Below are 24,530 nucleotides of genomic sequence, written 5' to 3'. Positions count from 1 at the left end.
TAAATTGACTGTTAATAAATAAAAATACAGTTGACTTTATAATTATACATACGTATACTTATCATTAATGAATAAAGAGGTGATAGCGTTGAAGGTTGGAATCGTAGGAGCGTCTGGATACGGTGGCCTAGAATTGATACGGTTGCTACAAAACCATCCGGAAATTGAACAAGTTGATTTATTCACATCCTCAGAAGTGGGGACGGTCTTTTCTCAAAAATATCCACATCTCGTGAATATTCACGATCAGCCGATGAAGGCTATAGAACCCGAACATATTAGCAAGCTGGACACAGTGTTTTTCAGTACACCAGCTGGCGTTACAACTACACTACTTCCTCCATTGGTGGGCACAGGTGCTAAATTGATTGACTTATCGGGTGATTTTAGATTGAAAGATCAAGCAACTTTTGAGCGGTGGTATCAAAAAGATGCACCGCCACTCGAACACTTAGAAAAAAGTGTATATGGACTTCCTGAATGGAATAAACAGGATATTGCCGATGCACAAGTCATTGCGAATCCAGGGTGTTACCCGACAGCGGTTCTTCTTTCTTTACTTCCATTATTGAAAGACAAACTAATTGACGGTAGCCAATTGATCATCGATGCGAAAAGTGGTATATCCGGTGCAGGTAATAAACCGAGCCAAGCGACTCATTTCAGTGAAACAAATGAAAACTTCTCTATATACAAAATTCACCAACATCAGCATATACCAGAAATTGAACAAGCAATGCATACATTTGCCGATCAGCCCGACCCAATTATGTTCACTACACATCTTGTTCCTATGACGAGAGGTATCATGACAACGAGCTATGCAAAAGTGAATGGACAAGTAACGGAAGAACAACTTATTAATTGCTTGCAAGAAACCTATCAAGATAGTCCGTTCGTTCGTATTATGACAGACGTACAAAAGGTCAGTACGAAACAGGTATATGGCTCCAACTATTGCGATATCCATGTCAAGGTAGATCCACGAACAAATCAGGCAACGATTATAGCAGTTATTGATAATGTGGTGAAAGGTGCCGCTGGACAAGCTATACAAAACATGAATATTCAATATGGTCTAAATGAAAAAACAGGAATCGATGTCATTCCATTATGGATTTAACTAATTAATTTGGAAACGAGAACTAGAGGGGGAGCACTACTATGGAAACTATCGAAAGTATGAAGCGCATCTCGCGTAAAAATATTATTTCACCAAAAGGATTCAAGGCAGTCGGCATTCACTGTGGGCTAAAGCATAAGAAAAATGATTTAGCTTTATTAGTCAGCGAAGTGCCAGCGAGTGTTGCGGGTGTCTTCACAACGAATGTAATCCAGGCAGCTCCACTTCAAGTTACAAAAAAAGTTGTCTATGAGACACAGAAAATGCAAGCGGTTGTCATTAACTCTGGCAACGCGAATGCGTGTACAGGAAAACAAGGGATGCATGACGCAGTAACTATGCAACAAAAGACTGCAGAGCATTTAGGTATTGATTCCAATCTTGTAGGGATTGCTTCAACGGGTGTGATTGGTGAACAAATGAATATGGTTCCTTTACTATCTGGTATTGAAAAGCTTCAACCGATGGACACGTTAGAAGGCTCCATTCAATTTTCACAAGCAATTTTAACAACAGATACCGTAACAAAAAATACTGCCTACGCAACGGTGATCGATGATCGTGAAGTAGTGGTAGCAGGTGTTGCAAAAGGTTCAGGAATGATTGAACCGAATATGGCGACAATGCTTGGCTTCATCACAACCGATGCCAATATTGAATCTGAACATTTACAAACAGCACTTAAAGAAATTACGGATGTAACTTTTAACTCCATTACAGTAGACGGTGATACGTCAACAAATGATATGGTTCTCGTCATGGCAAACGGAATGGCAAGTAACCACTCATTAACTCCGGATCATCCCGAATGGCAATCTTTCGTCGATGCATTGCATGCCGTATCTCGTGACTTGGCGAAAATGATCGCTAAAGACGGAGAAGGTGCTACCAAATTAATCGAAGCGAAAGTGACAGGTGCAGTTTCGGATGAACAAGCGCGTCAAATCGCAAAATCTGTTGTAGGCTCACCGCTTGTCAAGACGGCAGTATTTGGCTGTGATGCGAACTGGGGAAGAATTATTGCTGCGGTTGGATATAGCGGGGCCACAATAGATCCTGAAGATATAAAAATCTATATTGGTGACACTGCAGTAGTAGAAGGCGGGGAACCTATTCCGTTTTCAGAAGAGAATTTGTTAATTTACCTTAAACAACATGAAGTCAAATTTGCAATAGAATTAAACCAAGGAACTGGAGAGGGAATGGCATGGGGGTGCGATCTTACTTATGACTACGTTCAAATCAACGCAACATACCGCACGTAAACGACAGGTGATCAAACTAGGCGGCAGTATGCTAGACGAATTAAGCGATAGTTTTTTCCAAGGGGTGAAGAAATTACAGCAAGATGGTGTTCAAGTAATTATTGTTCATGGTGGGGGACCAAATATTAATCAAGAGCTTGAGAATCGCGGTGTCGCTTCGACTGTAGTGAAGGGGTTCCGTGTTACATCTGCTGAAGCGATCGGGATCGTTCAGTCAATCATGATTGGCCAAGTAAATCCAGCGCTCGTTCATCGTTTCAATCAAGAAGAGATTAAAGCGGTTGGGTTAAGTGGATTCGATACGAACTTATTTACGTGTGATGTACTTGATTTTGATACGTATGGTTATGTGGGAGAAATTAAAACAGTGAAAACAGAGATCTTGGACGCATTATTGGATGCAGGCATTGTTCCTGTAATCTCGTGTATTGGTGCAACTGCTTCTGGGGATCCATTGAACGTTAACGCGGATACAGTCGCTAGTCAAATTGCATTAGCTGTCGAGGCAGAAAGTTTATTATTGGTGACAGATACATCTGGAATCCGGATTCAAGATCAACCTCAGCCAGAAGTGGTACCCCAAGCAATTTATCGCTGGATTAAAACAGAAGATATCTACGGAGGAATGATTCCGAAAGTAATGGCGGCCATCGATTGTCTAGAAGCGGGCATTCCATCAGTACAGATCGTCTGTCAAGAATTAAATGGCACGGTCATTACCAATGAGGAGGCAATCGCGTGACGTATTTATTCAATAACTATGCAAGACGTGCGGTACATCTTGTAAAAGGACAAGGTACCGTAGTAACAGACGATAAGGGGAAGGATTATTTAGACTTTACTAGCGGCATCGCAGTCGTCAGTTTAGGTCACGCTCATCCTGCCATCGTTAAAACATTGCAGGAACAAAGTGAAAAGCTATGGCATATATCCAATTTATTTGAAAGTCCAGAACAGGAAAAACTTGCTGAATCATTAACGAAGGATACGGATCTATCGTATGCATTATTTTGTAACAGTGGTGCTGAAGCGAATGAAGCAGCAATTAAACTAGCGCGTAAACATACAGTCAAGCATCATATCTTATCGTTCAAACAGTCATTCCATGGGCGAACGTTCGGTGCGATGGCGGCTACAGGTCAGGATAAAATCCAACAAGGATTTGGTCCGATGCTTGGAAGTTTCGAAGCTTTACCGTTTAATGATATCGAAGCTTTGAAACAGGCAACTAACGAGAATGTAGCTGCTATCATGCTAGAAGTCATCCAAGCGGAAGGTGGAGTGAATTCTATCGAACCTGCTTTTGCTGAAGCAGTTATGGCTGCCTGTAATGAACATCATATTCTTCTTATTATCGACGAAGTACAGACAGGAATCGGACGTACAGGGACACGCTATGCCTACGAGCAGACTGCACTAAAACCCGATATTATTTCTCTTGCTAAAGGTCTTGGTGGCGGTTTCCCGATTGGAGCCATGCTAGCTGGCGAAGAGCTATTCGATACATTCGGCCCGGGCTCACATGGTACAACGTTCGGTGGTAATCCATTAGCCGTATCAGTTGCTCAAACAGTAATTGATCATGTATTTGATCCTACATTTTTAAAGGGTGTTGAAGAAAAAGGTACGTATTTGAAGCAACAACTCCAAGCAGAACTACCTAAAGATAAATATTCGATTCGTGGTAATGGCTTATTAGTTGGAATTCATTCAAATAAAGAAATGGCTTCATTCATCCAAGAGGCCGAAGAACAAGGATTACTCCTAGTACCTGCTGGGACGAATGTCATCCGTCTATTACCACCACTAACAGTCACAAATGAAGAAATCGACCAAGCAGTTTCGATTTTAAAGAACATCTTAACGTAATAACGAATTGAATTAAGGTAGTCAGCGAACTGCTATTCAGTTAACAAAAGATCTCCCTGAAGTGTCAACACTTCAACGGAGATCTCTTTTTTATATGAGTATAAGTTAAGTGCAGTTACACTTATTTGAATTTTTTCTATACAAAAAATTGTCGCTCAGGTATAGTTAAGGAAAAACTACCTATAGAAATGGAAGTGTCCTAGACTTGAAAAAGATCTGTGCAATAGTGCTAACGATGATGCTAGTCCTATATGCAATCCCTACTACCTCACATGCCACCATCTTCCAAGACGTACGTCAACAGCATTCGGCTGCTGATGAAATACATTATCTAGTAGAAAAAGGAATTATCATAGAAAAGCCAAACACCAAGTACCGGGTAAACGAACCGATCACACGGCTCGAAGCATCAGGAATGATTCAACGCGCACTGAAAATCCCTGTAGATAATAGACCTGATGCCAAGCTGTCGGACGTAAAGTTATCTCATCCGCACTACGCACTCATCGCCACAATGGTTGATGAAGGTATTTTCATGGGTAACGAGAATAAAGAATTTCAACCGTATGGTAATTTAAAACGTGGGCAAATGGCAGCGGTATTCGTTCGCGCATTCAATCTAACAGGAAAATCCACTTATCGATTCCGTGATGTGCCTGCAACGTATTGGGGTTTATCTGACATACAAAAGTTATCTGTAAATGCTATTACGACAGGGTACTTGGACAATACGTTTAAGCCGAATCTAACATTAACTCGTGGACATTTTGCAGTATTTCTTGCCCGAATTCTTGAGCCGGATTTTAGAGAGCAATCCGCTTGTTATCAACCGAATAACACACCAGTGCAAACAGTCAATGTTCCCGTTACAACACTTTGGAAAGAACCAGCCAAGTCACGTACAGTAGACGCGTATGCGACAAACAAATTGCCTGACATTACGAAATGGGTTACGGCAATGAGTTTACGTGAAAAGCAATGGCTAGTAGGGAAACTAGAAACACAAGCACTATACGGTCAAACAGTCAAAGTCCTACAAACAAAAGGAGACTGGGTTCAGGTAATAGTAGTGGACCAAAGCTCTCCAAAAAACGCAGCAGGTTATCCGGGATGGATGTTGAAGAGTCATTTAACGACTGTGTATCCTAACTACGCAACATGCGACACGGCCATGGTAACGAAGAGATCAGCCACACTTACGAAGGATAAAAACGGAGAGCAACCTTACCGCTCAATAAGTTTCAACACGACATTGCCGGTCATGGAAGTTATGGACAATAAAATCGCAGTCCAAACACCTGCCGACGGAGTGAAGTACGTAGACAGAAGCGCAGTGAAGATAGTAGGAGCAGATGGTGTCATGCCGAAGCCCACAACACAACAAATCATGGATACAGCCAAGCTCTTTGACGGATTAACGTATCTATGGGCAGGTACTTCAGGATTTGGACTGGATTGTTCAGGATTCACTTACTCAGTCTACCGGCAACACGGTATTGATATACCGCGTGATGCTTCTGTGCAAGCACTAAACGGAACATTGATAAAGAAGAATGATCTACAACCCGGTGACTTGATGTTCTTTGCCTATAATAAAGGAAAAGGGATCATTCACCATGTAGGAATGTATGCAGGGAATGGTCAAATGATCCACGCACCAAACCCTAAGCGTACTGTAGAAATTATTCCGATGACAGTGGAACCGTATAAGTCAGAATATGTGTCAGCCAGAAGATATATAAAATAAAAAGAGGTTGGGATATAACTATCTCACCCCGTTTCCCTGCACTCCGAAAGGCACGCTTTCCGAGGGGCGTGGCTTGAGCCAAGCGAACAATGTAGGGTTCGCTTTGCCGTATTTCTGTGTACTTTGCAGAAATTAAGGCACCTGTCCAGGGTCTCAAGACGCACGCTGATCCCTCAGGAGTCGGCCTTTCTCCGTTCCGGTACACTCTGTTACTCTAAAAAATTTTTACTGATAAGAACAGAAAAAACGTGAAGGACATTCCCCTTACGTTTTTTCTGTTCTGTCCCAACCTCTTTATTTTACAAATTACCTTCATACAATACGTGATCGTCATTCAAATCAATAATTTTTAAATGATTATCGTCTTTGATGAAAATACTTTTGTATACTTCTTGTCCGCTTTTATTTTCATACAGAACGATTCGTTTGTTTTGATTATCCACTTCTACTTGAGCCGTTAACTCGTCCATCGGGATATGTTCTTCCAACATTTCAGCTTCTTCATGTTCTAACAAGTTGGTATTAGAAGGTTCGTATGGAGCATTCGGTTCTTCACCAGGCATTTCTTCAAGTGCTTCTTCTGAAGATTCTTCCGTGTCAGTAGGTTCAGCTACTTCAGGTTCTGCCGGTTCTTCCTCAGGTTCGATTTCATCAACCGAAATGTCCTCATCTTCTACAGGTTTTGCTTCCTGATTGCTACCACACGCAGCCAAAAAAACAGCGAGGGCGGGTAAAAGCCACCATTTCTTCATCGACAATCACTCCTGTTCGTTTTATTTACTGTGCTAACAGTATAAAAGCTTGACCAAGATAAAGCAATTGACTCGAATTTACCGTGTTTGTTTATAAATAAATGGAAAAAATGATTAAAAACACAGCCACATTCGAAATTCTTGGAATGTGGCTGTGTTTTTTAGTTCATTTAAAATAGTAGATTTTTCACGTTCATTATACACTAGGTTGCGCATTATGTTCTTTATATTGATGTACTTCGTCGTTGCGCTTCTGTTGTATACGAAGGAATATATTATTACCTAACAGCGCTGCAATAATAAATACTGTACCAATGTAATCGAAAATGGTTAACTGATACCCTTGTATATATGAAATGACTAGTGTAGTCACTGGCACGAAATTAATAAATAGTAAACCGTTCAATGGAGATAAGATGCGTACACCAATATTCCAACCTACTAACGCAATAATGCCTGGGAATGCGATCATAAACAACATATGTGGTGTTACCACTTGCAAAGTTTCCACAGTCGGAATCGAAATATAGCCTGTCAACGTTACGAAAAATACTACTATACAAGCAGTGAATGTACCAAGTAGACAGCTCAATGTAGAATAACGTAATGCAGACCATTCACTAAAGCGATTGCCGCCCATTGTATAAATCACCCAGCCGATTACTGCAATGAAAATGAGTAGTGAAGGGACAATATCGTCGGTTGCTGTCAAGAACGTGCGTAAGTCACCTTTTGTGATCACAAGCATCACACCGACAAATGCCGTAAATACACAAGTGAGCGTGAAGCCGTGTGGTTTATGTCTACTAATCATCCAGACAATAACAATAGAAATCATCGGCATCATGGCCTCTGAAATGGACGCTACCATCGTTCCGGGTTGTCCCATTAAATCTTGACCCCAGAAAATAAAAAGATTATAGACAACGAATGCCATCGTCCCGAAGAACCAAAGAGATAAACCTCTTTTTTCAAATCGGAACGCCTGTGTTCCTTCTTTAAACCATAGTATGATGACGAGTAGAAGTGTTACCGATACATAACGGATTAATGTGAAATAAAAAGGATCAATATTTTTGAACGCGCTATTGGCAACTGGGAACATTGCACCCCATGACACACTGGCTATAAAGCACAGAAACGCTCCCCAGATAATTTTGTTTTTCAACAGACCCAACCTCCTTGAAGTACTACTTCTATTAAACACCATATTGGACATCACGTAAAACGAATAATAATGATGACTACTATCAAATTTAATGATACCATATAGATAAGAGAACTTTACTAGGAGGATATACATGGAATTTAAAGATTTAGAGATATTCCAGGTGGTCGCTGAAAAAGGAACCATCACAGCGGCAGCTAAAGAGTTACGCTATGTACAATCCAATATTACGTCTCGTATACAAAAGCTCGAAGCAGAATTAAAAACGCCATTATTTAACCGACACAACCGAGGAATGATCTTGACGCCTGAAGGGAAACGCCTTCTTATTTACAGCGAGAAGATTTTATCGCTAACAAATGAAATGAGGAAAGTGGTGCAGAATGACAAAGAACCTTCAGGAAAGCTTGAGCTAGGTTCGGTAGAAACGGTGATCAAATTGCCGATTATTCTGTCGAGATATAATAAAAAATATAAACAAGTCGATATTTCACTATTGACGGGTGTTACGGAAGGATTGCAATTTAAGGTTCTAAATCATCAACTTGATGGAGCATTTATATCAGGAGGTACGACGCATCCCGATCTAGCGGTACATGATGTGCTTGAGGAAGAGCTCGTGTTACTTTCAAGTAAACCGTTCCAATCGATTGAAGATATTAAAGATGAGCCGATCCTTTGTTTTAGAAAAGGCTGTGGTTATCGAGCTCGCTTAGAGTCATGGCTTGAAGATGAGCAATTCAAGCCGACGAAAATGATGGAATTCGGAACATTGGAGACGATTCTTGGCAGTGTAGCGGCAGGATTAGGTGTGACATTCGTTCCAAAATCAGCTGTCTCTCACTTATTAGATCAAGAATTAGTCTATAGCTATCATCTGCCGCCCAAATACAGCCAAATTAAAACGGTTTTTGTACGACGCGCAGATTCTTATTTAACACCGACCATTGCCAAATTTATAAAAGTAATTAATGAATTCAAAGAAGAAACGGAAGAGCATTTTCAAAAATCGACACAATTATGACCTGTATAGCATGTTACGTATGGTACGATATAGGGTAGTTATGATTATAGGATTAGGAGTGCTACTAGATGAACTATACGAATCAAACAACACCGCCTGCAAATTTCAAAAAACGGAATTACCGTCCGGCGATTATCGTGATCTCCATCATTCTCATCGGTGCGATAGGCATCTTGGCAGGTATGCCAGGTGTAGAGAACTTCACAGCATTCGATATTACAATCTTGCCTCTATTGAATGCCATATTTAACAGTTTCACTTTTGTTTTTCTTGTTTGTGCGTTAGTTGCGATTTTGAAGAGAAATGTCAAACTGCATGAACGTTTTATCTATGCGGCATTCGGGACAACCGCTTTATTTTTAGTGACGTATGTGACGTATCACTTTTTATCAGAGTCCACACCGTTTGGCGGTAGTGGTTTCTTGGCAGGATTCTACTACTTCATCTTGTTCTCACACATCGTGTTAGCCGCTGCGATCGTTCCCCTCGCGCTAACAAGTGTCGCAAGAGCATGGAATATGGAAATCCCGCGTCACCGAAAAATTGCTCGTTGGACGATGCCTATATGGTTATATGTTAGCTTTACAGGAGTCCTTGTGTATATATTGATTTCACCATATTATTAAGTGACCAGATAAATAGCGTAGGGCATCAGTCAAGAGATAGGAAATGACTGATGCTCTTTTTAACAATACCTTAAACTGAATAGTCAAATTTAATGGAGGAAGATGCTACAATGAAAACACCGAATTTCATGTCAGATGAATCATTTGATGAAGTGTTTAAACAAGAATCTGATCTAATCAACGAACAATTACAAAAAGAAATTCTGATTGCGATGGTCGGGGACGTCAATGCAGGGAAGTCATCTACACTGAATCGTCTTATGCAAAAAGATGTAGCAGAAGTGGGAGCGCAACCTGGGGAAACGAAAGAAGTTAAAAAGTTTTATTACACAGACAATATATTGTTTGTCGACACGCCGGGTCTTGATGATATTCATCAGGAACATTCAAATGAGACACTGAAGTTTTATAATCAAGCAGATGTGATTTTATTCTTCCTTAATGCAGCGGGTACGGTATTGTCAGATACAGAACTAAAGTCATTGAATAAGATTGCTACACTCAATAAGAAGATTATTCTCGTACTCAATAAAATAGATGCAGCCGATGATGTCACAAGTTTAGTGAACTATGTTTTGGAGCATACTGGGTTTGCTTATCCGGTTATTCCCATCTCTTCAAAGACAGGAGAGCAAATGGAATTCCTGCAAAAAGAAATTCTTCAGCAATTAAAAGACGCCAATAAAGATCTTTTACTCGCAGCAAATATGGCCGATAAATCATCCATTGCCAAACGATGGATTCTAGCAGCTGGTGCCTCAGCCGCTACGATTGGAGCAGTACCCATTCCAGGTGCTGATTTTATACCACTGACAACATTACAAGTGGGCCTTATGTTGAAGTTGTCTACATTATATGGAAAACCGATTACGAAAGATCACGCCAAAGAGTTGATCATTGCAACGATCGTAGGAAATATCGGGAAAACAGCTTTTCGACAAATCGTTAAAGTGATTCCGGGTGCAGGAATGGTCGTTGCCGCAAGTGTAGCAGGGTCTATGACAGTTGCACTAGGATATGCAGTGAAATACATGTATGAACATGACATGGAACTCACACCTGACACGTTGAAAAAAGTGTATGAAATCTATTTGAAAAAACAGAAGTAAAAAGGGGCGGAATGTATGGAGTGGTTTAACTACGCAACATTTGTGGTCGCTTTACTAGCGGGTTTGTATTCGATGGAGAGTATGAAACGGAATAAAGAATTAGAAGAACGTGTAGAAGAGTTAGAGAAGAAAAATACGGCGGAGCTGGACAAGCATCGGTTGTAGAAAGGAGAATACATGAAAAACGAATGTCCGATTTGCCAGGGGAATAATCTGTGTGGGAATTCAGTGGAGAGTGACGAACATTGCTGGTGTACAAAGAAGATTTTTACAGCAGAAGTGTTTCGCCAAATACCAGAAGAACAACTGCATAAGCAATGTATATGTGAAGCATGTTTAAACCGTATCACTAGAATAGAAAAGGCAAGCAAGAGGTCTATGAACCACTAGCTTGCCTGTTGTTTTATTCGGCTTCAAATGAACGCGTGGAAAGTTCTTTCTCGTAGATGAATAATGCATTCTTATCTTCACGGATTCGCTTCAAATACTCGATATGTCGATCAAACGTTGCTTCTTCTTCTACTTGCTCGTCAAGGAACCAGTTTAGAAATGAGATCGTTGCATGTTCTTTTTCTTCCCATGCCATATCCATGATTTGATAGAAGGATTTTGTTACTTCTTTTTCTTGTAGCAATGCCACTTCAAACGTGTGAACCAAGTTATCGAATGAAGTAGTTGGTGCGGGTGTTTCTGTAATAATTGCACGGATCCCGCGATCGTTCAAATAAGAATAGATTTTCATTGCGTGTTGACGCTCTTCTTCAACTTGCTGTAGAAAGAAATGCGCAAATCCGCTGTAATTGCGATATTCACAGTAAGATGCCATGGATAAGTAAGTTTGTGCTGCGGCGAATTCATTATTCATTTGCTCGTTCAATGCTTGTGCTAATTTTTCACTAATCATGTGGATCGCCCCTTTTCTGATAGTAATGTAACTGGCGTAATGTATGACATGTCCGCTCTCTCTAGTATACATTCAAACGACATTCTTTGCATACTAGATATTTAATTGGATACTCATTAGGGTCTACTGATATACTTAAAAGCGAAGCTAGATAAATAGTTGTACATATTAAGAAAGAAGGTCATCATTTGAAACAGTATACTATCCCTGCATTGGACGCCTCAGCAGGTGCGGAAGCAAAGGCGTATGTAGATACATTGACGAAGCCTATCGGAAGTTTAGGAAAGCTGGAAGAAATCGTGGTCACATTGGCTGAGATTCAAGGCAAGAAGAAGCCTAGCATACATCAATTAGGTGTATTAGTATTCGCAGCAGATCACGGAATTGTAGAAGAGGGAATTTCAGCATTTCCTCAACTCGTCACACGTCAGATGGTACAGAATATGGCGGTAGGCGGCGCGGCCATCAATGTCTTCAGCAGACAGCAACAAGCAGAATTTTCATTGGTTGATGTGGGTGTGATGGGAGAGCCATTTTCAGCACCTGTGAAAGACCGGAAGATTCGACAGGGGTCGGAGAACTTTTTACGTACCGAGGCGATGACTCAAGAAGAAGTAGAACGAGCGCTGGAAATTGGTTATGAAGAAGCGATGACGTTATTTGGAAAAGGTGTAGATTTCTTAGTAGTAGGGGAAGTTGGTATTGGTAATACTACGACAAGCAGTGCCGTAGTGGCGGCCATAACAGGTCTAGATCCAGCTGAACTGGTTGGTTATGGAACAGGGATATCGTCTGAACAACATCTTCATAAAATTAAAGTGGTTCGGGAAGCGCTAGCTCTTCATCAACCTGCCCCTTCAGACGGCTATGATGTACTACGTAAGGTAGGGGGGCTAGAATTGGCTGCGATGGTAGGGGCCATGCTTGCGGCTGCCTCTAAGCGCGTGCCAATCATTTTAGACGGATTTATCTCGACTGCAGCAGCCTGTGTGGCGGAAACTATAAGCCAAGGCGCAACAGGATATATGTTACTTGGTCATCAATCCATGGAACCGGGACATCAAAAGGCATTTCAATATTTAGGAAAAGACCCTATTCTGTCTTTGTCCATGCGACTAGGGGAAGGTACGGGTGCGGCAGTTGCATTTAGTATCATTCAATCGGCTATATTGATGATCAATGAAATGGCAACCTTTGAAAGTGCCGGTGTTTCCGGGAAAAATTAACCAAAAGGGAAGAATGAGCAGTGATGCCCATTCTTCCCTTTTGGTTATTCAGTTACTTTAACTGTTTCAACTGGAGTAATTAGTGTTTCCTCTTCTTCATCATCAGCGGAGTTGCTAATAATACTTGAAAGTACATGAACTCGTAAAATAATACCTTCAATTCGGTTCGTTTCATCTATCACAACGAGTGGGTATTTAGAATCTAGAACACGAGGAATAATGTCTTGTACATATTCTTCTGGAGTGGCGGTCAATACATCAGTTATCATTACTTCTTCCAATGTTTTTTTGTTTTTCACGCCTTCAATCGCACAGTCAATTGTGACTAAGCCGAGCAACTGTCGTTCACGATTTGTAATGAAGACACTAGAAATGCCGTGCTCTTCCATGTTTTTAATCGCAACATGCAAACCATCTTTACCGTTCATCACGCTTAATGGTTTTGACATGATATTCATCGCTTGTAACACTTTTGAACGGTCGATTTCACGAGTAAAGTCAATAATATAATCGTTTGCAGGCGTTTCTAATAGTTCTTCAGGTGTACCGATCTGCTCTACGTAACCATCTTTCATAACCGCCACGCGGTCACCGATACGGAATGCTTCATTGACATCATGCGTGATGAAGATGATCGTTTTTTGAAGACGTGTCTGGATATCCAGAAGTTCCATTTGCATTTCTCTTCGAATCAACGGATCAAGCGCACTAAATGGCTCGTCCATTAACAGAATATCGGGATCATTCGTCAAAGCTCGTGCAATACCTACACGCTGACGCATACCACCTGATAATTCATCAGGGTATTGATTTTCATATCCTTTCAGCCCTACTGTATCAATATGCTGTTGCGCGATATCACGACGTTCGCTTTTTGATAAACCGCGAATTTCCAGACCGTATTCAATATTTTCCATAACTGTTCTATGGCTGAATAAACCAAAGTGTTGAAAGACCATCGCAATTTTCTTCTGACGGAAAAACTTTAACTGTTCTTTATTGTAGTTGACAATATTCTCGCCATCTACATAAATCGCACCTGACGTAGGCTTGTTCAATAAGTTGAAGCAACGAATTAATGTTGATTTACCACTTCCGGATAGACCCATAATTACGAAAGTCTCACCTTCCATAATTTCCATGTTGGCGTTATAGACACCTACTGTATGTCCAGTCTTTTCAAGGATCTCCCGTTTAGTAGCTCCTTTTTCAATCATAGGAATGACTCTCTTTGGGCGAGGTCCAAAGATCTTCGTGACATTTTCTACTTTGAGTTTAACGGTCATGCTGATCTCCTCCCTGTACTTTGTAGGCGATTCGCCACTCCATTTGTTAAACGGTCAATAATAATGGCTAGGAATACGATACTAATCCCAGCTTCGAATCCTAATGAAATATTGATCTGGTTAATCGAGTATAGTACACGTTCACCCAAACCGTGAGCACCAACCATGGAACCCACAACAGCCATGGAAAGAGCCATCATCGTAGTTTGGTTGATTCCCGCCATCATAGTAGGCAATGCTTGAGGTAATTGTACTTTCACTAGCATTTGATTTCTAGAAGATCCAAATGATTCAGCTGACTCAATCACTTCAGAATCGACGTTTCGAATACCGAGTTCTGTTAATCGAATAACTGGAGGTAACGCGTAAATGATGGTTGCAATAATTGCGGGAACGTTCCCCAGAGGGAAGAAGAAGATTACAGGTATTAAGTAGACGAATGTAGGCATCGTCTGCATAGCATCCAATAGAGGACGCATGATGACAGAAAATGTTTTGCTAAATGCCATCAAAATACCGACTGGAATTCCAATTGCTAGGGACAGTACAACAGAAATTACGATAATAGCAACGGTTGTCATCGTATCCTCCCATAAATTGAAAGTACCAATCAAAAAGATAAAGGTGGCAAACATGACACCATTTAAAATGGAGTTTAAATACCAACCAAGTAGGAAAACGACAATCATGATCGCCCACCAAGGCGTAGCGAGCAAAGCTGTTTCAATCGTGCGGATTGTTGTGGAAGCAATAGTGAAGATGAAATCAAAAAGCCAGCCAAAGTTCATTGCAAGAAAATCAATAAACTTTTCCACATAATCTCCTATAGGTAGTCTAACGTTAGGGAATTCATACATAGGCAGTAAGCTAGGACGTACTAGCTTGTTCCTCTCTTTCTCTACTTTTAATAGTGGTGCAAATTAAAAAAGGGTGGAGCGGAAAGCGTCCACCCCTAAATTTGTCATATATTACAGTGCTGCTTTTACTTTCTCCGCCACATCTTCAGGCACCCATGAAGTCCAAAGTTCTTCATTTTCTTTCATGAACCACTTTGCAGTGTCTTCTGGATTCGCTTCAGTTTCACCCATATACTTTAATGCTTCTTCTGTCAATGCACTGCTAGTTTCGTAATGGCTGAAAAACTCAACTACTTCAGGAGCTTGTGTTTTCAAGTCTTTATGGACACTGATGTAGACATCATTAGGAGGGAATTCACCAGACCTATCTTGATCCCAAGCTTCTCGGTCAAATGGCTCGTCTTCTAAAAGTGTTAAATCATAAGTTGCAGTGACCCAAGTAGGTGACCAGTAATACCCTACCCATGGCTCGCCTTTTTTATATGCGCTAGCTAAGTCCGCTACGATAGAAGAGTCGGAACCTGGAGCTAAATACGTAAACTTGTCATTTAATCCGTAAGTTTCTAACTTTTCACCTAAGTGTTTACTAACGACCCAGCTAGATGGTGCACCAATGATGCGTCCTTTATCCTTGTTTTCAGGATCTTGGAATAGTTCAGGATACTTCTTTAAATCCTTTACCGTTTTTAAATCTGGAGCCATTGCTTTAATATTACGCTCTGGATCACCTTTAATAACGTACGTAGGAACATACAGGCCTTGAGAGTTATCGTCGAAGTTTGTTGAAATGGATTCAATGTCACCACTGTCGATTGCGTTTGTATACGCGTCACCCAAGTTATCAGACCAAACCTCTGTATACACTTGTAGATCACCTTGCTGTAATGCTTGGAATGTTGCAGAAGTAGTGCCATTGACTATTTCTGTGTCATAGCCGTAGCCTTCTTCTAAAATAATCTGTGCAATACTGTTATGGATACGAATACTATCCCATCCTGCATCCGCTAGTTTAATTGTGCTAATTGAATCTTTGCTGTCACTATTACCGCACGCTGTTACTAGTAGTAATGAAAAGACGGATAAAAACAACATAATCTTTCTCAAAAAATCAAACCCTTTCTTTTTATAATTTTTTCATCACGAAATGCTGTTTTTTACTTAGATCTCTTGAAATTAGTTACATGAAGTAATATGCAAGTAGTTGAAGGGATCAAGGGAAAACCACCACAATTTTCGCGGGACTATTACAAGAGTTTACAGGATAATTAAATTAATATCAATTTAATTATTTAGAAAACTATTGATTCTATGCGCTTTTAGAGATACAAATAGCTATTGTTTTTAATGAAAAAAGAAATGATATTTGATTGCTCATGGTGGGTAAACTGAGGTACTAGCCTATAAGGGGTATAGGTTCAGGCTTTGTCGAATCATAGAGGAAATGATCATATATAGTATGCTGACTGTGTATATAAAAGGAAATTTTATCGTGCGAAATGTTTGTTTATGCACTTTGGACAAATCTTTGTAACACTTTAAAAGGAATTGTCTCGATTTTTTGATTTTACTTTTAAGAAAATGATATAGTTATATGTACGAATAGAAAATATTTAGATGTAACACAAAAGGAGAACGGACTTATATGACGAAAGAAGCCCATGTTGTTTCGAGTACGACTCAAAGCCGCTCGGCGTCTGCCTTCTTCTCGGATATTAAATCATTAGTTAAAGGACCTGTACTGATCGCGAATATTTTTCCGGTTTTTACGGGGTTTTGGTTGGCATTATATTTTTCAGGCATGACACTTTCAGGTAACTGGGGTGTGTTTTTGCTAACCATGATAGGTAGCACTTTTCTTGTTGCGGGTGCACTTGTAATGAATAACTGGTTTGATTCTGATATTGATACGGTGATGGAGAGAACAAAAAAACGTCCGACTGTGACAGGAAGTTTTGCTTTGAAAACCGTGTTGAAAATCGGTTTGATATTGTCGGGAATTGGCATGTTATTATTATTATTCACTACATTAGAAGCGGCGATTTATGCATTTATCGGATGGTTTACGTATGTAATACCCTATACGATGTGGTCTAAACGTAAATATACATTAAATACAGTCATTGGTAGTGTGTCGGGAGCAGTTACTCCCCTTATAGGTTGGGCAGCTATCATGTCAGCGAATCATATTGTACCTATTGTTTTAGTCGCTATACTATTCATTTGGCAAATGCCTCATACATTTGCAATTGCTATGAAAAAGTACGAAGATTATAGTGCAGCTAACGTAGCGATGTTGCCCGTCGTTTATGGCTTTACTATCACAAAACGACAAATGCTTGTGTATGTATTGTGTTTATTGCCGTTACCATTTTTATTAACGATGTTCGGTACAACGTTCATAATCATTGCGACATTGATGAACCTTGGATACATTGCGGCTAGTATCTATGGTTTTTATGCAAAAGATGATTATAAGTGGGCTAACTTCATGTTCCTATATTCTGTCAATTATATGACGCTATTATTCGGCATGATGATCCTTTGGACTTTTTAACCGATACGAAAAGACTTCCTTTCACACGATGTGAAAGAGAAGTCTTTTTTGTGTTAGAATTATTGAGAAGTTTGAAAAAACAGGAATTAGTAATTCAATATATTACAATGAATAATGGATTTTAGGAGGCATTCTGATGAATGAGCAAGTACAATTATTGAAGCCCAAACTAGATGAAGTGTTTGCACATTTACACAGTCACCCCGAAGTTAGTTGGAAGGAAACGGAAACGACAACCTACTTGAAAGAATTTCTTGAACGTGAAGGATTTCAAGTGAATTTATTCGACGGCATAACAGGTTTATCTGTGACAATCGGTGAAGGTAAACCGGTAGTCGGGTTACGCGTGGATATCGATGCATTATGGCAGGAAGTGGATGGCGTTTATCAAGCGAATCATTCATGCGGACATGATGGACATATGACAATGGGAATTGGTGCCTTGCTTATGGCGAAAAAGCGTGGAATTCCTCAACAAGGAACATTGAAAGTATTCTTCCAGCCAGCAGAAGAGAAGGGTGAAGGCGCGTTAGCTGTTCTTGAACAAGGAATAATTGATGATATCGATTACTTATTTGGTGTTCATGTACGGGCAGCAGATGAAATGGCGGACGGTTGTTCGGCTGCTTCACTGCGACACGGGGCGGCAAAAATGATTAGTGGAACGATAAAAGGAACGGAAGCACATGGCGCAAGACCACATCAAGGAAAAAATGCAATTGAGGTCGGTGCCTCGTTAGTGGGAGGCTTGCAGTCCATTCATTGTAATCCGATGGTTTCTCATACCGCAAAGATGACGATGTTCCAAGCGGGAGGCGAATCCGCCAACATTATTCCAGGAAACGCGAAATTCAGTTTGGATTTACGTGCCCAAGAAAATGATGTCATGAATGAATTATATGAACAAGTAGAACGTGTAATTCAAGCGGTAGAAAGGCAGTACGATGTAGAAATCAACTATAAAGTTATGGCGGAAATGGTTGCGGCGGAAGTAGATGCCGAGGCAGAAGATCTCATGCATCAGGCGATAGTTAAAGTCATTGGCAAAGAACAGGCTACACGTACCGTTGTTACACCAGGAGGAGAAGATTTTCATTTTTATTCTGTCCGACGACCGAATGTCAAAAGTACAATGCTTGGATTGGGGTGTGGCTTAACACCAGGACTTCACCATCCAAATATGACGTTTAATCAAGATGCGTTGGCAACGGGAGTCGAAATTTTGACAACTGCCATCGAGTTAACATTCCAATCTAAAAACTAGAAGGTGACAGTATGAAAAAGGATATAACAGTCAGAAAAGTGGCAGCGATCGAAGACATTCATGCCGTGCAAGAGCTTGAGAAACGAATTTGGGGAATGGAACCAATCCCTGTTCATCAGACGATTACGGCAGTCAAAAATGGTGGCTTAATTGTCGGAGCATTTTTAGAAAATCGTTTGATCGGCTATTCCTATAGCTTTGCAGGATATTCAGAAGGAAAAGTATATCTATGCTCTCACATGCTAGCGGTAGATGAAGAATTTCAAATGATGGGTATTGGTAAACTTTTAAAGGAAGAACAACTTCGTCTGGCACGGGAAATGGGCTATCAATTGATCGTTTGGACATTCGATCCACTCGAAAGTCGCAACGCCTACTTGAATACTGCCAAGTTATATGGCGTGTGTTATGACTATATAGTCAATTGCTATGGGAATATGAATGATGGGTTAAACAAAGGCTTGCCGACTGATCGTTTTCAAGTAGCCTGGTGGATTGATAGCCCGCGTGTATTGGAAAAATGGCAACCAGATCTTACATATAGTCGTCCTTTTCGAATTCATTCGGACGAAGAGATGTATCCCGTCATACTTTTACCAGAAACTAGTGAATGGCTACAGTTAGAAGCAATAGAAGTACCAGTGCCTAAACATATTCAACTGATAAAACAACAAAATCCGCAATTAGCCTATGAATGGCGAATGAAGACGAGAAAAATATTTCAGCAATTGAGTGGCGAAGGATTTGCTTTGATCGATGTATGCAGGACAGAGGAACCTGTTCAGTATTATCGTTTCTGCAAGCGATCCATGATTCCGTTGCAAAATCAAAGGAGTTTATCCAATGAAAATTAAGTCAATAACACTTCGTAGAATGAACATGACCATGAAACATCCATTTACTACAAGTTTCGGGACGATTCAGCAGAAAGACTTTTTGTTAGCAACCGTCACAGACGCGGACGGTCATGAAGGATGGGGGGAGTCTGTTGCATTTACGGCCCCTTGGTATAGCGAAGAAACAACAGAAACGACAATTCATATGCTGCGTGATTTCTTGATACCTGCAGTACTTGGTAAAACTATTACACACCCTGACGAGGTAAGTGGTTTGTTTAGTCATATCCGCAAAAACAATATGGCTAAGGCGACAATTGAAGGAGCGGTATGGGATGTGTATGCCAAGCATCACCATATGACACTTGCTGCTGCACTCGGAGGGCAACGTCAACGTATTGAAGTTGGTATCAGTATTGGAATTGAAGAACATGTTGAGGATTTATTGGCGAATATTACAAGCTTTATAGATGAAGGATATAAGCGTATTAAAGTAAAAATCAAACCTGGATACGACGTGGAAGTAATCCGCGCTATTCGGGAAATCTATCCAGATGTACCATTAATGGCGGATGCGAACTCTGCTTATACGTTAGATGATGTGGAGTTGTTGAAAGAACTCGATCAATTTAACTTGATGATGATTGAACAACCACTTGCTTCTGACGATATTATCGATCACGCAACACTACAAAAGCAAATTACGACACCGATCTGTCTAGATGAGAGCATTCATTCGTTGGAAGATACGCGCAAAGCTATCGAACTGGGTAGTTGTAAAATTATCAACGTGAAAATTGGTAGAGTAGGTGGTCTGTCAGAAGCAAAAAAAATTCATGATTATTGTGCGACAAAAGGCATTGATGTATGGTGTGGCGGCATGCTGGAATCAGGTATTGGCCGCGCGCAAAATGTAGCGTTGACAACATTGCCTAATTTCACACTTCCTGGCGACACGGCAGGATCTTCACGTTACTGGGAACAAGATATTATTACGCCAGAAGTAGTAACTAACGAAGGGTATATTACGGTTCCGACAGAAGATGGAATCGGATATGCTCCTAACATGGAAGCGATTGAAAAGTTCACTGTAGACAAATGGGTATTTTCAGCTGAATAATTATTCAGCGGTTGTTATTTAGCCACCACATGTGCTAGACTCTTAATTAATCGAATATGTTTCCTTCGGGGCAGGGCGTAATTCCCTACCGACGGTGATGAGCTAACAAGCTCTTAGTCCGTGACCCGGATGCTTTATATAAAGCAGAAGGTGGATTTGGTGAAACTCCAAAGCCGACAGTTAAAGTCTGGATGAGAGAAGGAACAGTGCGTATATACTACATGTAATGATTTTTTCATTGCTGTTTATAACGTTTATTTAGTCATGGTTACAAGCCCCGCATAATATGTTGCGGGGCTTTTTGCGTGTAGAATTGTCACTAGAGGAATACCGTAAGCTGGAGTGTTGCTCGATGAATCAGAATTATATGGAAATGGCTTTGCAACTTGCAGAAAATGTGGCAGGTCAAACCTCTCCTAATCCACCAGTAGGTGCGGTCGTCGTAAAAGAAGGCCGAATTATTGGGATGGGTGCACATTTACAAGCGGGAGAGCGCCATGCGGAACGCGTCGCATTGGACATGGCGGGAGCCAAAGCAACGGATGCTGATTTGTATGTAACATTGGAACCTTGTTCACACACCGGTAAAACTTCGCCTTGTGCAGATTCCGTTATTCAAGCGGGTATCAAGCGTGTCTTCGTCGCGATAACGGATCCGAATCCGCTAGTAGCAGGTAAAGGCATTGCGAAACTTCGTGAAGCAGGAGTAGAAGTAACCGAAGTGGTTTCCGATGAACGCGCGAAAAAACTATATGAACCATTTTTTCATTTTATCAAAAATAAAACACCTCATGTGACAATGAAAACAGCTATGACGATAGACGGTAAGATTGCGACTTCAAATGGAGACAGCAAATGGGTGACGAGTGAGCAGGCGCGACTCGATGTCCATCAACTTCGCCATACGCAAGATGCAATTTTAGTAGGTGTGCAAACGCTTCTTCATGATAATCCTCTTCTCACCACCAGACTGCCCCTAGGTGGACAACATCCTATTCGAGTTATTTTAGATACATCATTACGAACACCGGAATCTAGCCAGGTCATTCAAAACACAGAAGCGCCGACATGGATTTTTTGCGGAAAATATGCAGAATTATCACGCGAAAAGTTACTCAAGAAGCCGCATGTCCAGATTGTCCGGATGCAGAAACCCCAGTTGATTGTAGAAGATATTCTACTAGAGCTAGGAAGACGTGGTGTCATGACGTTGCTTGTAGAAGGTGGAGCGGCTATTAATGCTTCATTTGTGAAAGCGCGCGCAGTGCAGAAAGTCATTTGCTATGTAGCGCCCAAATTACTTGGTGGGATTGGATCATTGACACCAATTGGGGGACTTGATCCTCGATTGATGAATGAAGCGTTTCCGTTAACCTTTAAAAGTGTGGAGATGATCGGTCCAGACATTAAAATCATAGCTGTACCGAAAGAGAGTGATTGAACAATGTTTACAGGAATAATAGAAGAGATTGGTTCCGTTGAACACATACAATCTGGTGCTCAATCTATGACACTTACGATTGCTGCATCGCTTGTATTGACAGATGTGCGAGTTGGAGACAGCATCGCGGTCAACGGTGTCTGTTTAACGGTGAAGAGCTTCTGCAAAACACGATTTGAAGCAGATGTCATGCCTGAAACTGTATCCTCCACATCACTACGGCAATTAGCGATGGGAAGTTCTGTGAATCTGGAACGGGCACTCGCAGCAAATGGCAGATTAGGTGGACATTTTGTCACGGGACACGTAGACGGAATAGCCACAATCCGTGACAAGCGAACAGTGGATAATGCATTATATATACGCTTGTCCTTACCGCAAGGATATAGTCCCTATTTATTACATAAGGGCTCGATCGCGTTGGATGGTACTTCATTGACGATTTTTGAAGTGATAGATACGGATATTACGATTTCGTTGATTCCGCATTCACAGGAAATGACAGTCATTGCGAAAAAGCAAATAGGGGATATAGTCAACTTCGAATGCGATATGCTCGCTAAATATGTTGAGAATATGTTGCAAAAAAGACAGGATGCTGGTTCGAGAATGTCAAAAGATTTTTTACAACAACATGGATTTATGTGAAGGAGTGAATAAGGATGTTTCATACAATCGAAGAAGCATTAGAAGATTTACGACAGGGTAAAGTCGTTATCGTTGTGGATGATGAAGATCGAGAGAATGAAGGGGATTTTGTAGCACTGGCTGACCAAATTACGCCTGAAATCATCAACTTCATGGCAACGAAAGGTCGAGGCTTGATTTGTGTACCGATAACAGAACAGAAAGCAGTACAACTAGGCTTACAGATGATGACTGACAATAATACAGATTCACATGGTACTGCGTTCACGATCAGTGTCGATCATTGCTCTACACATACTGGAATTAGTGCATTTGAACGTGCAGATACCATTGTAAAAATGATGGAACCTCATGCAACAGCAGGTGAATTCAAACGTCCTGGGCATATATTCCCGCTCGTAGCGAAATCAGGTGGTGTGCTGGAACGTACGGGACATACTGAAGCTGCAGTAGATTTGGCGCGACTGGCGGGCAGCGCATCTGCAGGCGTTATTTGTGAAATCATGAATGATGACGGAACGATGGCGCGTGTGCCGGAGCTACGTCAGATGGCTGAAGAACTAGATTTGAAACTAATCACCATTCAAGACCTCATTCATTACCGTCTACAGCAAGAGCGATTAGTCATACGTGAAGCAGAAATCAAGCTACCGACGGACTATGGCGAGTTCTGCATGGTCGGCTATACCGAGACTATGACGGGCAAAGAACATGTTGCATTAGTAAAAGGTGATGTGACGACAGCCGAACCGGTCTTAGTGAGAGTTCATTCGGAATGCTTAACAGGCGATGTCTTTGGGTCGTGCCGTTGTGACTGTGGCCCGCAACTGCAAGCAGCTCTCTCTCAAATAGAAGAAGAAGGGCGCGGTGTATTGTTATATATGCGTCAAGAGGGCAGGGGGATAGGCTTGATCAATAAACTAAAAGCCTATGAACTGCAAGAACAAGGCTATGATACGGTAGAAGCGAATGAAAAACTAGGATTTGCAGCGGATTTACGTGATTACGGTATCGGCGCACAAATTCTTCGGGAACTCGGCATTACGCAAATGCGTTTGCTGACGAATAATCCAAAGAAAATCGCTGGCTTAAAAGGATATGAACTAGAAGTGGTGGAACGCGTTCCAATCCAGCTGCCATTCAATAAGGCGAATGAAAAGTACTTACACACAAAAGCGGAAAAACTAGGTCATTTATTAACTTTATGAGGAGAGATGAAAAGTGGGTAATTTATTCGAAGGACATTTAGTGGGTACAGGTTTAAAAGTGGGGATCGTCGTTGGACGGTTCAACGAGTTTATCACAGGGAAGTTACTTTCAGGTGCACAAGACGCGTTCAAACGTCATGGCGTAGAAGAAGCGGATGTAGACATAGCATGGGTTCCAGGTGCATTTGAAATCTCGTTGATCGCAAAGAAAATGGCGGATTCAAAAAAGTATGATGCGGTTATTACGCTTGGCACGGTCATCCGCGGGGCAACTCCTCATTTTGACTTTGTTTGTAATGAAGTGGCAAAAGGGGTTTCCCAAGCAAGCTTGCAATCAGGTATTCCAGTGATCTTCGGTGTGCTAACGACGGATACGATTGAACAATCGATCGAACGTGCGGGGACTAAGGCTGGTAACAAAGGCTGGGACGCAGCGGTTTCCGCTATTGAGATGGCGAACCTAACGAAGCAGTTTGATTAATTAATAAATATAGATAAAAAAG

Annotated in this window: 25 protein-coding genes and 1 riboswitch; of the genes, 19 read left to right on the top strand and 6 right to left on the bottom strand. The window is 41.1% G+C overall.

Features of this window, described 5'->3' with window-relative positions; translation table 11 throughout:
- Positions 1-88: 88 nt before the first annotated feature.
- The 5 genes from argC (at position 89) to CSV61_RS13625 (ending at position 6,004) form a co-directional block, all read left to right on the top strand.
- On the top strand, positions 89-1,123 hold the full coding sequence (gene argC, locus CSV61_RS13645; protein ID WP_199173641.1) for an N-acetyl-gamma-glutamyl-phosphate reductase: 1,035 nt from the start codon (positions 89-91) through the stop codon (positions 1,121-1,123).
- A 41-nt stretch (positions 1,124-1,164) separates the two neighbouring features.
- Positions 1,165-2,388, top strand: a complete 1,224-nt coding sequence (gene argJ, locus CSV61_RS13640) for a bifunctional glutamate N-acetyltransferase/amino-acid acetyltransferase ArgJ (RefSeq protein ID WP_099639664.1) — start codon at positions 1,165-1,167, stop codon at positions 2,386-2,388.
- A complete protein-coding gene (argB, locus tag CSV61_RS13635; protein ID WP_099639663.1) occupies positions 2,351-3,130 on the top strand; it encodes an acetylglutamate kinase in 780 nt (259 codons plus the stop codon). Before argJ ends, argB begins: the two co-directional genes overlap by 38 nt.
- Positions 3,127-4,257, top strand: coding sequence for an acetylornithine transaminase (locus CSV61_RS13630; RefSeq protein WP_099639662.1), 1,131 nt, complete (start codon positions 3,127-3,129; stop codon positions 4,255-4,257). The genes argB and CSV61_RS13630 overlap by 4 nt, the downstream gene beginning before the upstream one ends.
- Positions 4,258-4,462: 205 nt before the next feature.
- On the top strand, positions 4,463-6,004 hold the full coding sequence (locus CSV61_RS13625) for an NlpC/P60 family protein (RefSeq protein WP_099639661.1): 1,542 nt from the start codon (positions 4,463-4,465) through the stop codon (positions 6,002-6,004).
- Positions 6,005-6,303: 299 nt separating this feature from the next.
- Here CSV61_RS13625 and CSV61_RS13620 read toward each other — a convergent pair whose 3' ends face one another.
- On the bottom strand, positions 6,304-6,756 hold the full coding sequence (locus CSV61_RS13620; RefSeq protein WP_099639660.1) for a putative periplasmic lipoprotein: 453 nt from the start codon (positions 6,754-6,756) through the stop codon (positions 6,304-6,306).
- A 196-nt stretch (positions 6,757-6,952) separates the two neighbouring features.
- The gene (locus CSV61_RS13615; RefSeq protein WP_199173643.1) at positions 6,953-7,927 is read right to left on the bottom strand and encodes a DMT family transporter; all 975 of its coding nucleotides are present in this window, start codon (positions 7,925-7,927) and stop codon (positions 6,953-6,955) included.
- A 130-nt stretch (positions 7,928-8,057) separates the two neighbouring features.
- On the opposite strand from CSV61_RS13615, the gene CSV61_RS13610 reads away from it, so the two are divergent.
- From CSV61_RS13610 to CSV61_RS13595, 5 genes are all read left to right on the top strand, one after another.
- The gene (locus tag CSV61_RS13610; RefSeq protein ID WP_099639658.1) at positions 8,058-8,948 is read left to right on the top strand and encodes a LysR family transcriptional regulator; all 891 of its coding nucleotides are present in this window, start codon (positions 8,058-8,060) and stop codon (positions 8,946-8,948) included.
- A gap of 68 nt (positions 8,949-9,016) precedes the next feature.
- Positions 9,017-9,574: a DUF420 domain-containing protein gene (locus tag CSV61_RS13605; RefSeq protein WP_099639657.1), complete on the top strand. Its 558-nt coding sequence runs from the start codon at positions 9,017-9,019 to the stop codon at positions 9,572-9,574.
- A 110-nt stretch (positions 9,575-9,684) separates the two neighbouring features.
- The gene (locus CSV61_RS13600) at positions 9,685-10,683 is read left to right on the top strand and encodes a GTPase (protein ID WP_099639656.1); all 999 of its coding nucleotides are present in this window, start codon (positions 9,685-9,687) and stop codon (positions 10,681-10,683) included.
- Positions 10,684-10,698: 15 nt separating this feature from the next.
- On the top strand, positions 10,699-10,848 hold the full coding sequence (locus tag CSV61_RS16880; RefSeq protein WP_155979564.1) for a hypothetical protein: 150 nt from the start codon (positions 10,699-10,701) through the stop codon (positions 10,846-10,848).
- 12 nt (positions 10,849-10,860) lie between these two features.
- Positions 10,861-11,073, top strand: a complete 213-nt coding sequence (locus CSV61_RS13595; RefSeq protein WP_099639655.1) for a cysteine-rich CWC family protein — start codon at positions 10,861-10,863, stop codon at positions 11,071-11,073.
- A gap of 13 nt (positions 11,074-11,086) precedes the next feature.
- On the opposite strand, the gene CSV61_RS13590 is transcribed toward CSV61_RS13595, so the two are convergent.
- Complete coding sequence (locus CSV61_RS13590; protein WP_083032740.1) at positions 11,087-11,587, bottom strand: ferritin; 501 nt, start codon at positions 11,585-11,587, stop codon at positions 11,087-11,089.
- A 188-nt stretch (positions 11,588-11,775) separates the two neighbouring features.
- On the opposite strand from CSV61_RS13590, the gene cobT reads away from it, so the two are divergent.
- Entirely contained in the window at positions 11,776-12,813 is a 1,038-nt protein-coding gene (gene cobT / locus CSV61_RS13585) for a nicotinate-nucleotide--dimethylbenzimidazole phosphoribosyltransferase (protein WP_099639654.1), read from the top strand.
- A gap of 44 nt (positions 12,814-12,857) precedes the next feature.
- Here the strand turns inward: cobT and CSV61_RS13580 are convergent, their stop codons facing one another.
- The 3 genes from CSV61_RS13580 to CSV61_RS13570 all read right to left on the bottom strand — a co-directional run bounded on the left by CSV61_RS13580 (position 12,858) and on the right by CSV61_RS13570 (position 16,060).
- Positions 12,858-14,099, bottom strand: coding sequence for a quaternary amine ABC transporter ATP-binding protein (locus CSV61_RS13580; protein ID WP_099639653.1), 1,242 nt, complete (start codon positions 14,097-14,099; stop codon positions 12,858-12,860).
- Positions 14,096-14,914 (bottom strand): ABC transporter permease, encoded by an 819-nt coding sequence (locus tag CSV61_RS13575; RefSeq protein ID WP_335695503.1) that lies wholly within the window; start codon positions 14,912-14,914, stop codon positions 14,096-14,098. The genes CSV61_RS13580 and CSV61_RS13575 overlap by 4 nt, the downstream gene beginning before the upstream one ends.
- Positions 14,915-15,067: 153 nt before the next feature.
- Complete coding sequence (locus tag CSV61_RS13570; RefSeq protein ID WP_233193614.1) at positions 15,068-16,060, bottom strand: ABC transporter substrate-binding protein; 993 nt, start codon at positions 16,058-16,060, stop codon at positions 15,068-15,070.
- Between the two features lie 538 nt (positions 16,061-16,598).
- Between CSV61_RS13570 and cyoE the strand changes: the two genes are divergently transcribed.
- The 8 genes from cyoE to ribH all read left to right on the top strand — a co-directional run bounded on the left by cyoE (position 16,599) and on the right by ribH (position 24,508).
- Positions 16,599-17,510, top strand: a complete 912-nt coding sequence (cyoE, locus tag CSV61_RS13565; protein ID WP_099639652.1) for a heme o synthase — start codon at positions 16,599-16,601, stop codon at positions 17,508-17,510.
- 136 nt (positions 17,511-17,646) lie between these two features.
- Positions 17,647-18,774 (top strand): M20 peptidase aminoacylase family protein, encoded by a 1,128-nt coding sequence (locus CSV61_RS13560; protein ID WP_099639651.1) that lies wholly within the window; start codon positions 17,647-17,649, stop codon positions 18,772-18,774.
- Positions 18,775-18,785: 11 nt separating this feature from the next.
- On the top strand, positions 18,786-19,628 hold the full coding sequence (locus CSV61_RS13555) for a GNAT family N-acetyltransferase (RefSeq protein ID WP_099639650.1): 843 nt from the start codon (positions 18,786-18,788) through the stop codon (positions 19,626-19,628).
- The gene (menC, locus tag CSV61_RS13550) at positions 19,618-20,730 is read left to right on the top strand and encodes an o-succinylbenzoate synthase (protein WP_099639649.1); all 1,113 of its coding nucleotides are present in this window, start codon (positions 19,618-19,620) and stop codon (positions 20,728-20,730) included. The genes CSV61_RS13555 and menC overlap by 11 nt, the downstream gene beginning before the upstream one ends.
- 57 nt (positions 20,731-20,787) lie before the next feature.
- Positions 20,788-20,937: riboswitch (FMN riboswitch) on the top strand.
- 145 nt (positions 20,938-21,082) lie between these two features.
- A complete protein-coding gene (gene ribD / locus CSV61_RS13545; RefSeq protein ID WP_099639648.1) occupies positions 21,083-22,171 on the top strand; it encodes a bifunctional diaminohydroxyphosphoribosylaminopyrimidine deaminase/5-amino-6-(5-phosphoribosylamino)uracil reductase RibD in 1,089 nt (362 codons plus the stop codon).
- A gap of 3 nt (positions 22,172-22,174) precedes the next feature.
- Positions 22,175-22,819 carry a riboflavin synthase gene (ribE, locus tag CSV61_RS13540; RefSeq protein ID WP_099639647.1) on the top strand — a complete coding sequence of 215 codons (645 nt, stop codon included), beginning with the start codon at positions 22,175-22,177 and terminating at the stop codon, positions 22,817-22,819.
- A 14-nt stretch (positions 22,820-22,833) separates the two neighbouring features.
- Positions 22,834-24,027 carry a bifunctional 3,4-dihydroxy-2-butanone-4-phosphate synthase/GTP cyclohydrolase II gene (locus CSV61_RS13535; RefSeq protein WP_099639646.1) on the top strand — a complete coding sequence of 398 codons (1,194 nt, stop codon included), beginning with the start codon at positions 22,834-22,836 and terminating at the stop codon, positions 24,025-24,027.
- A gap of 13 nt (positions 24,028-24,040) precedes the next feature.
- Positions 24,041-24,508, top strand: coding sequence for a 6,7-dimethyl-8-ribityllumazine synthase (gene ribH, locus CSV61_RS13530; protein WP_099639645.1), 468 nt, complete (start codon positions 24,041-24,043; stop codon positions 24,506-24,508).
- Positions 24,509-24,530 lie beyond the last annotated feature (22 nt).

It is taken from the genome of Sporosarcina sp. P3 (genome assembly GCF_002743415.1).
Lineage (GTDB): Bacteria > Bacillota > Bacilli > Bacillales_A > Planococcaceae > Sporosarcina > Sporosarcina ureae_A.
Note: the sequence above shows the minus strand (reverse complement) of the source record. Positions and strands in the feature narration are given on the sequence as shown.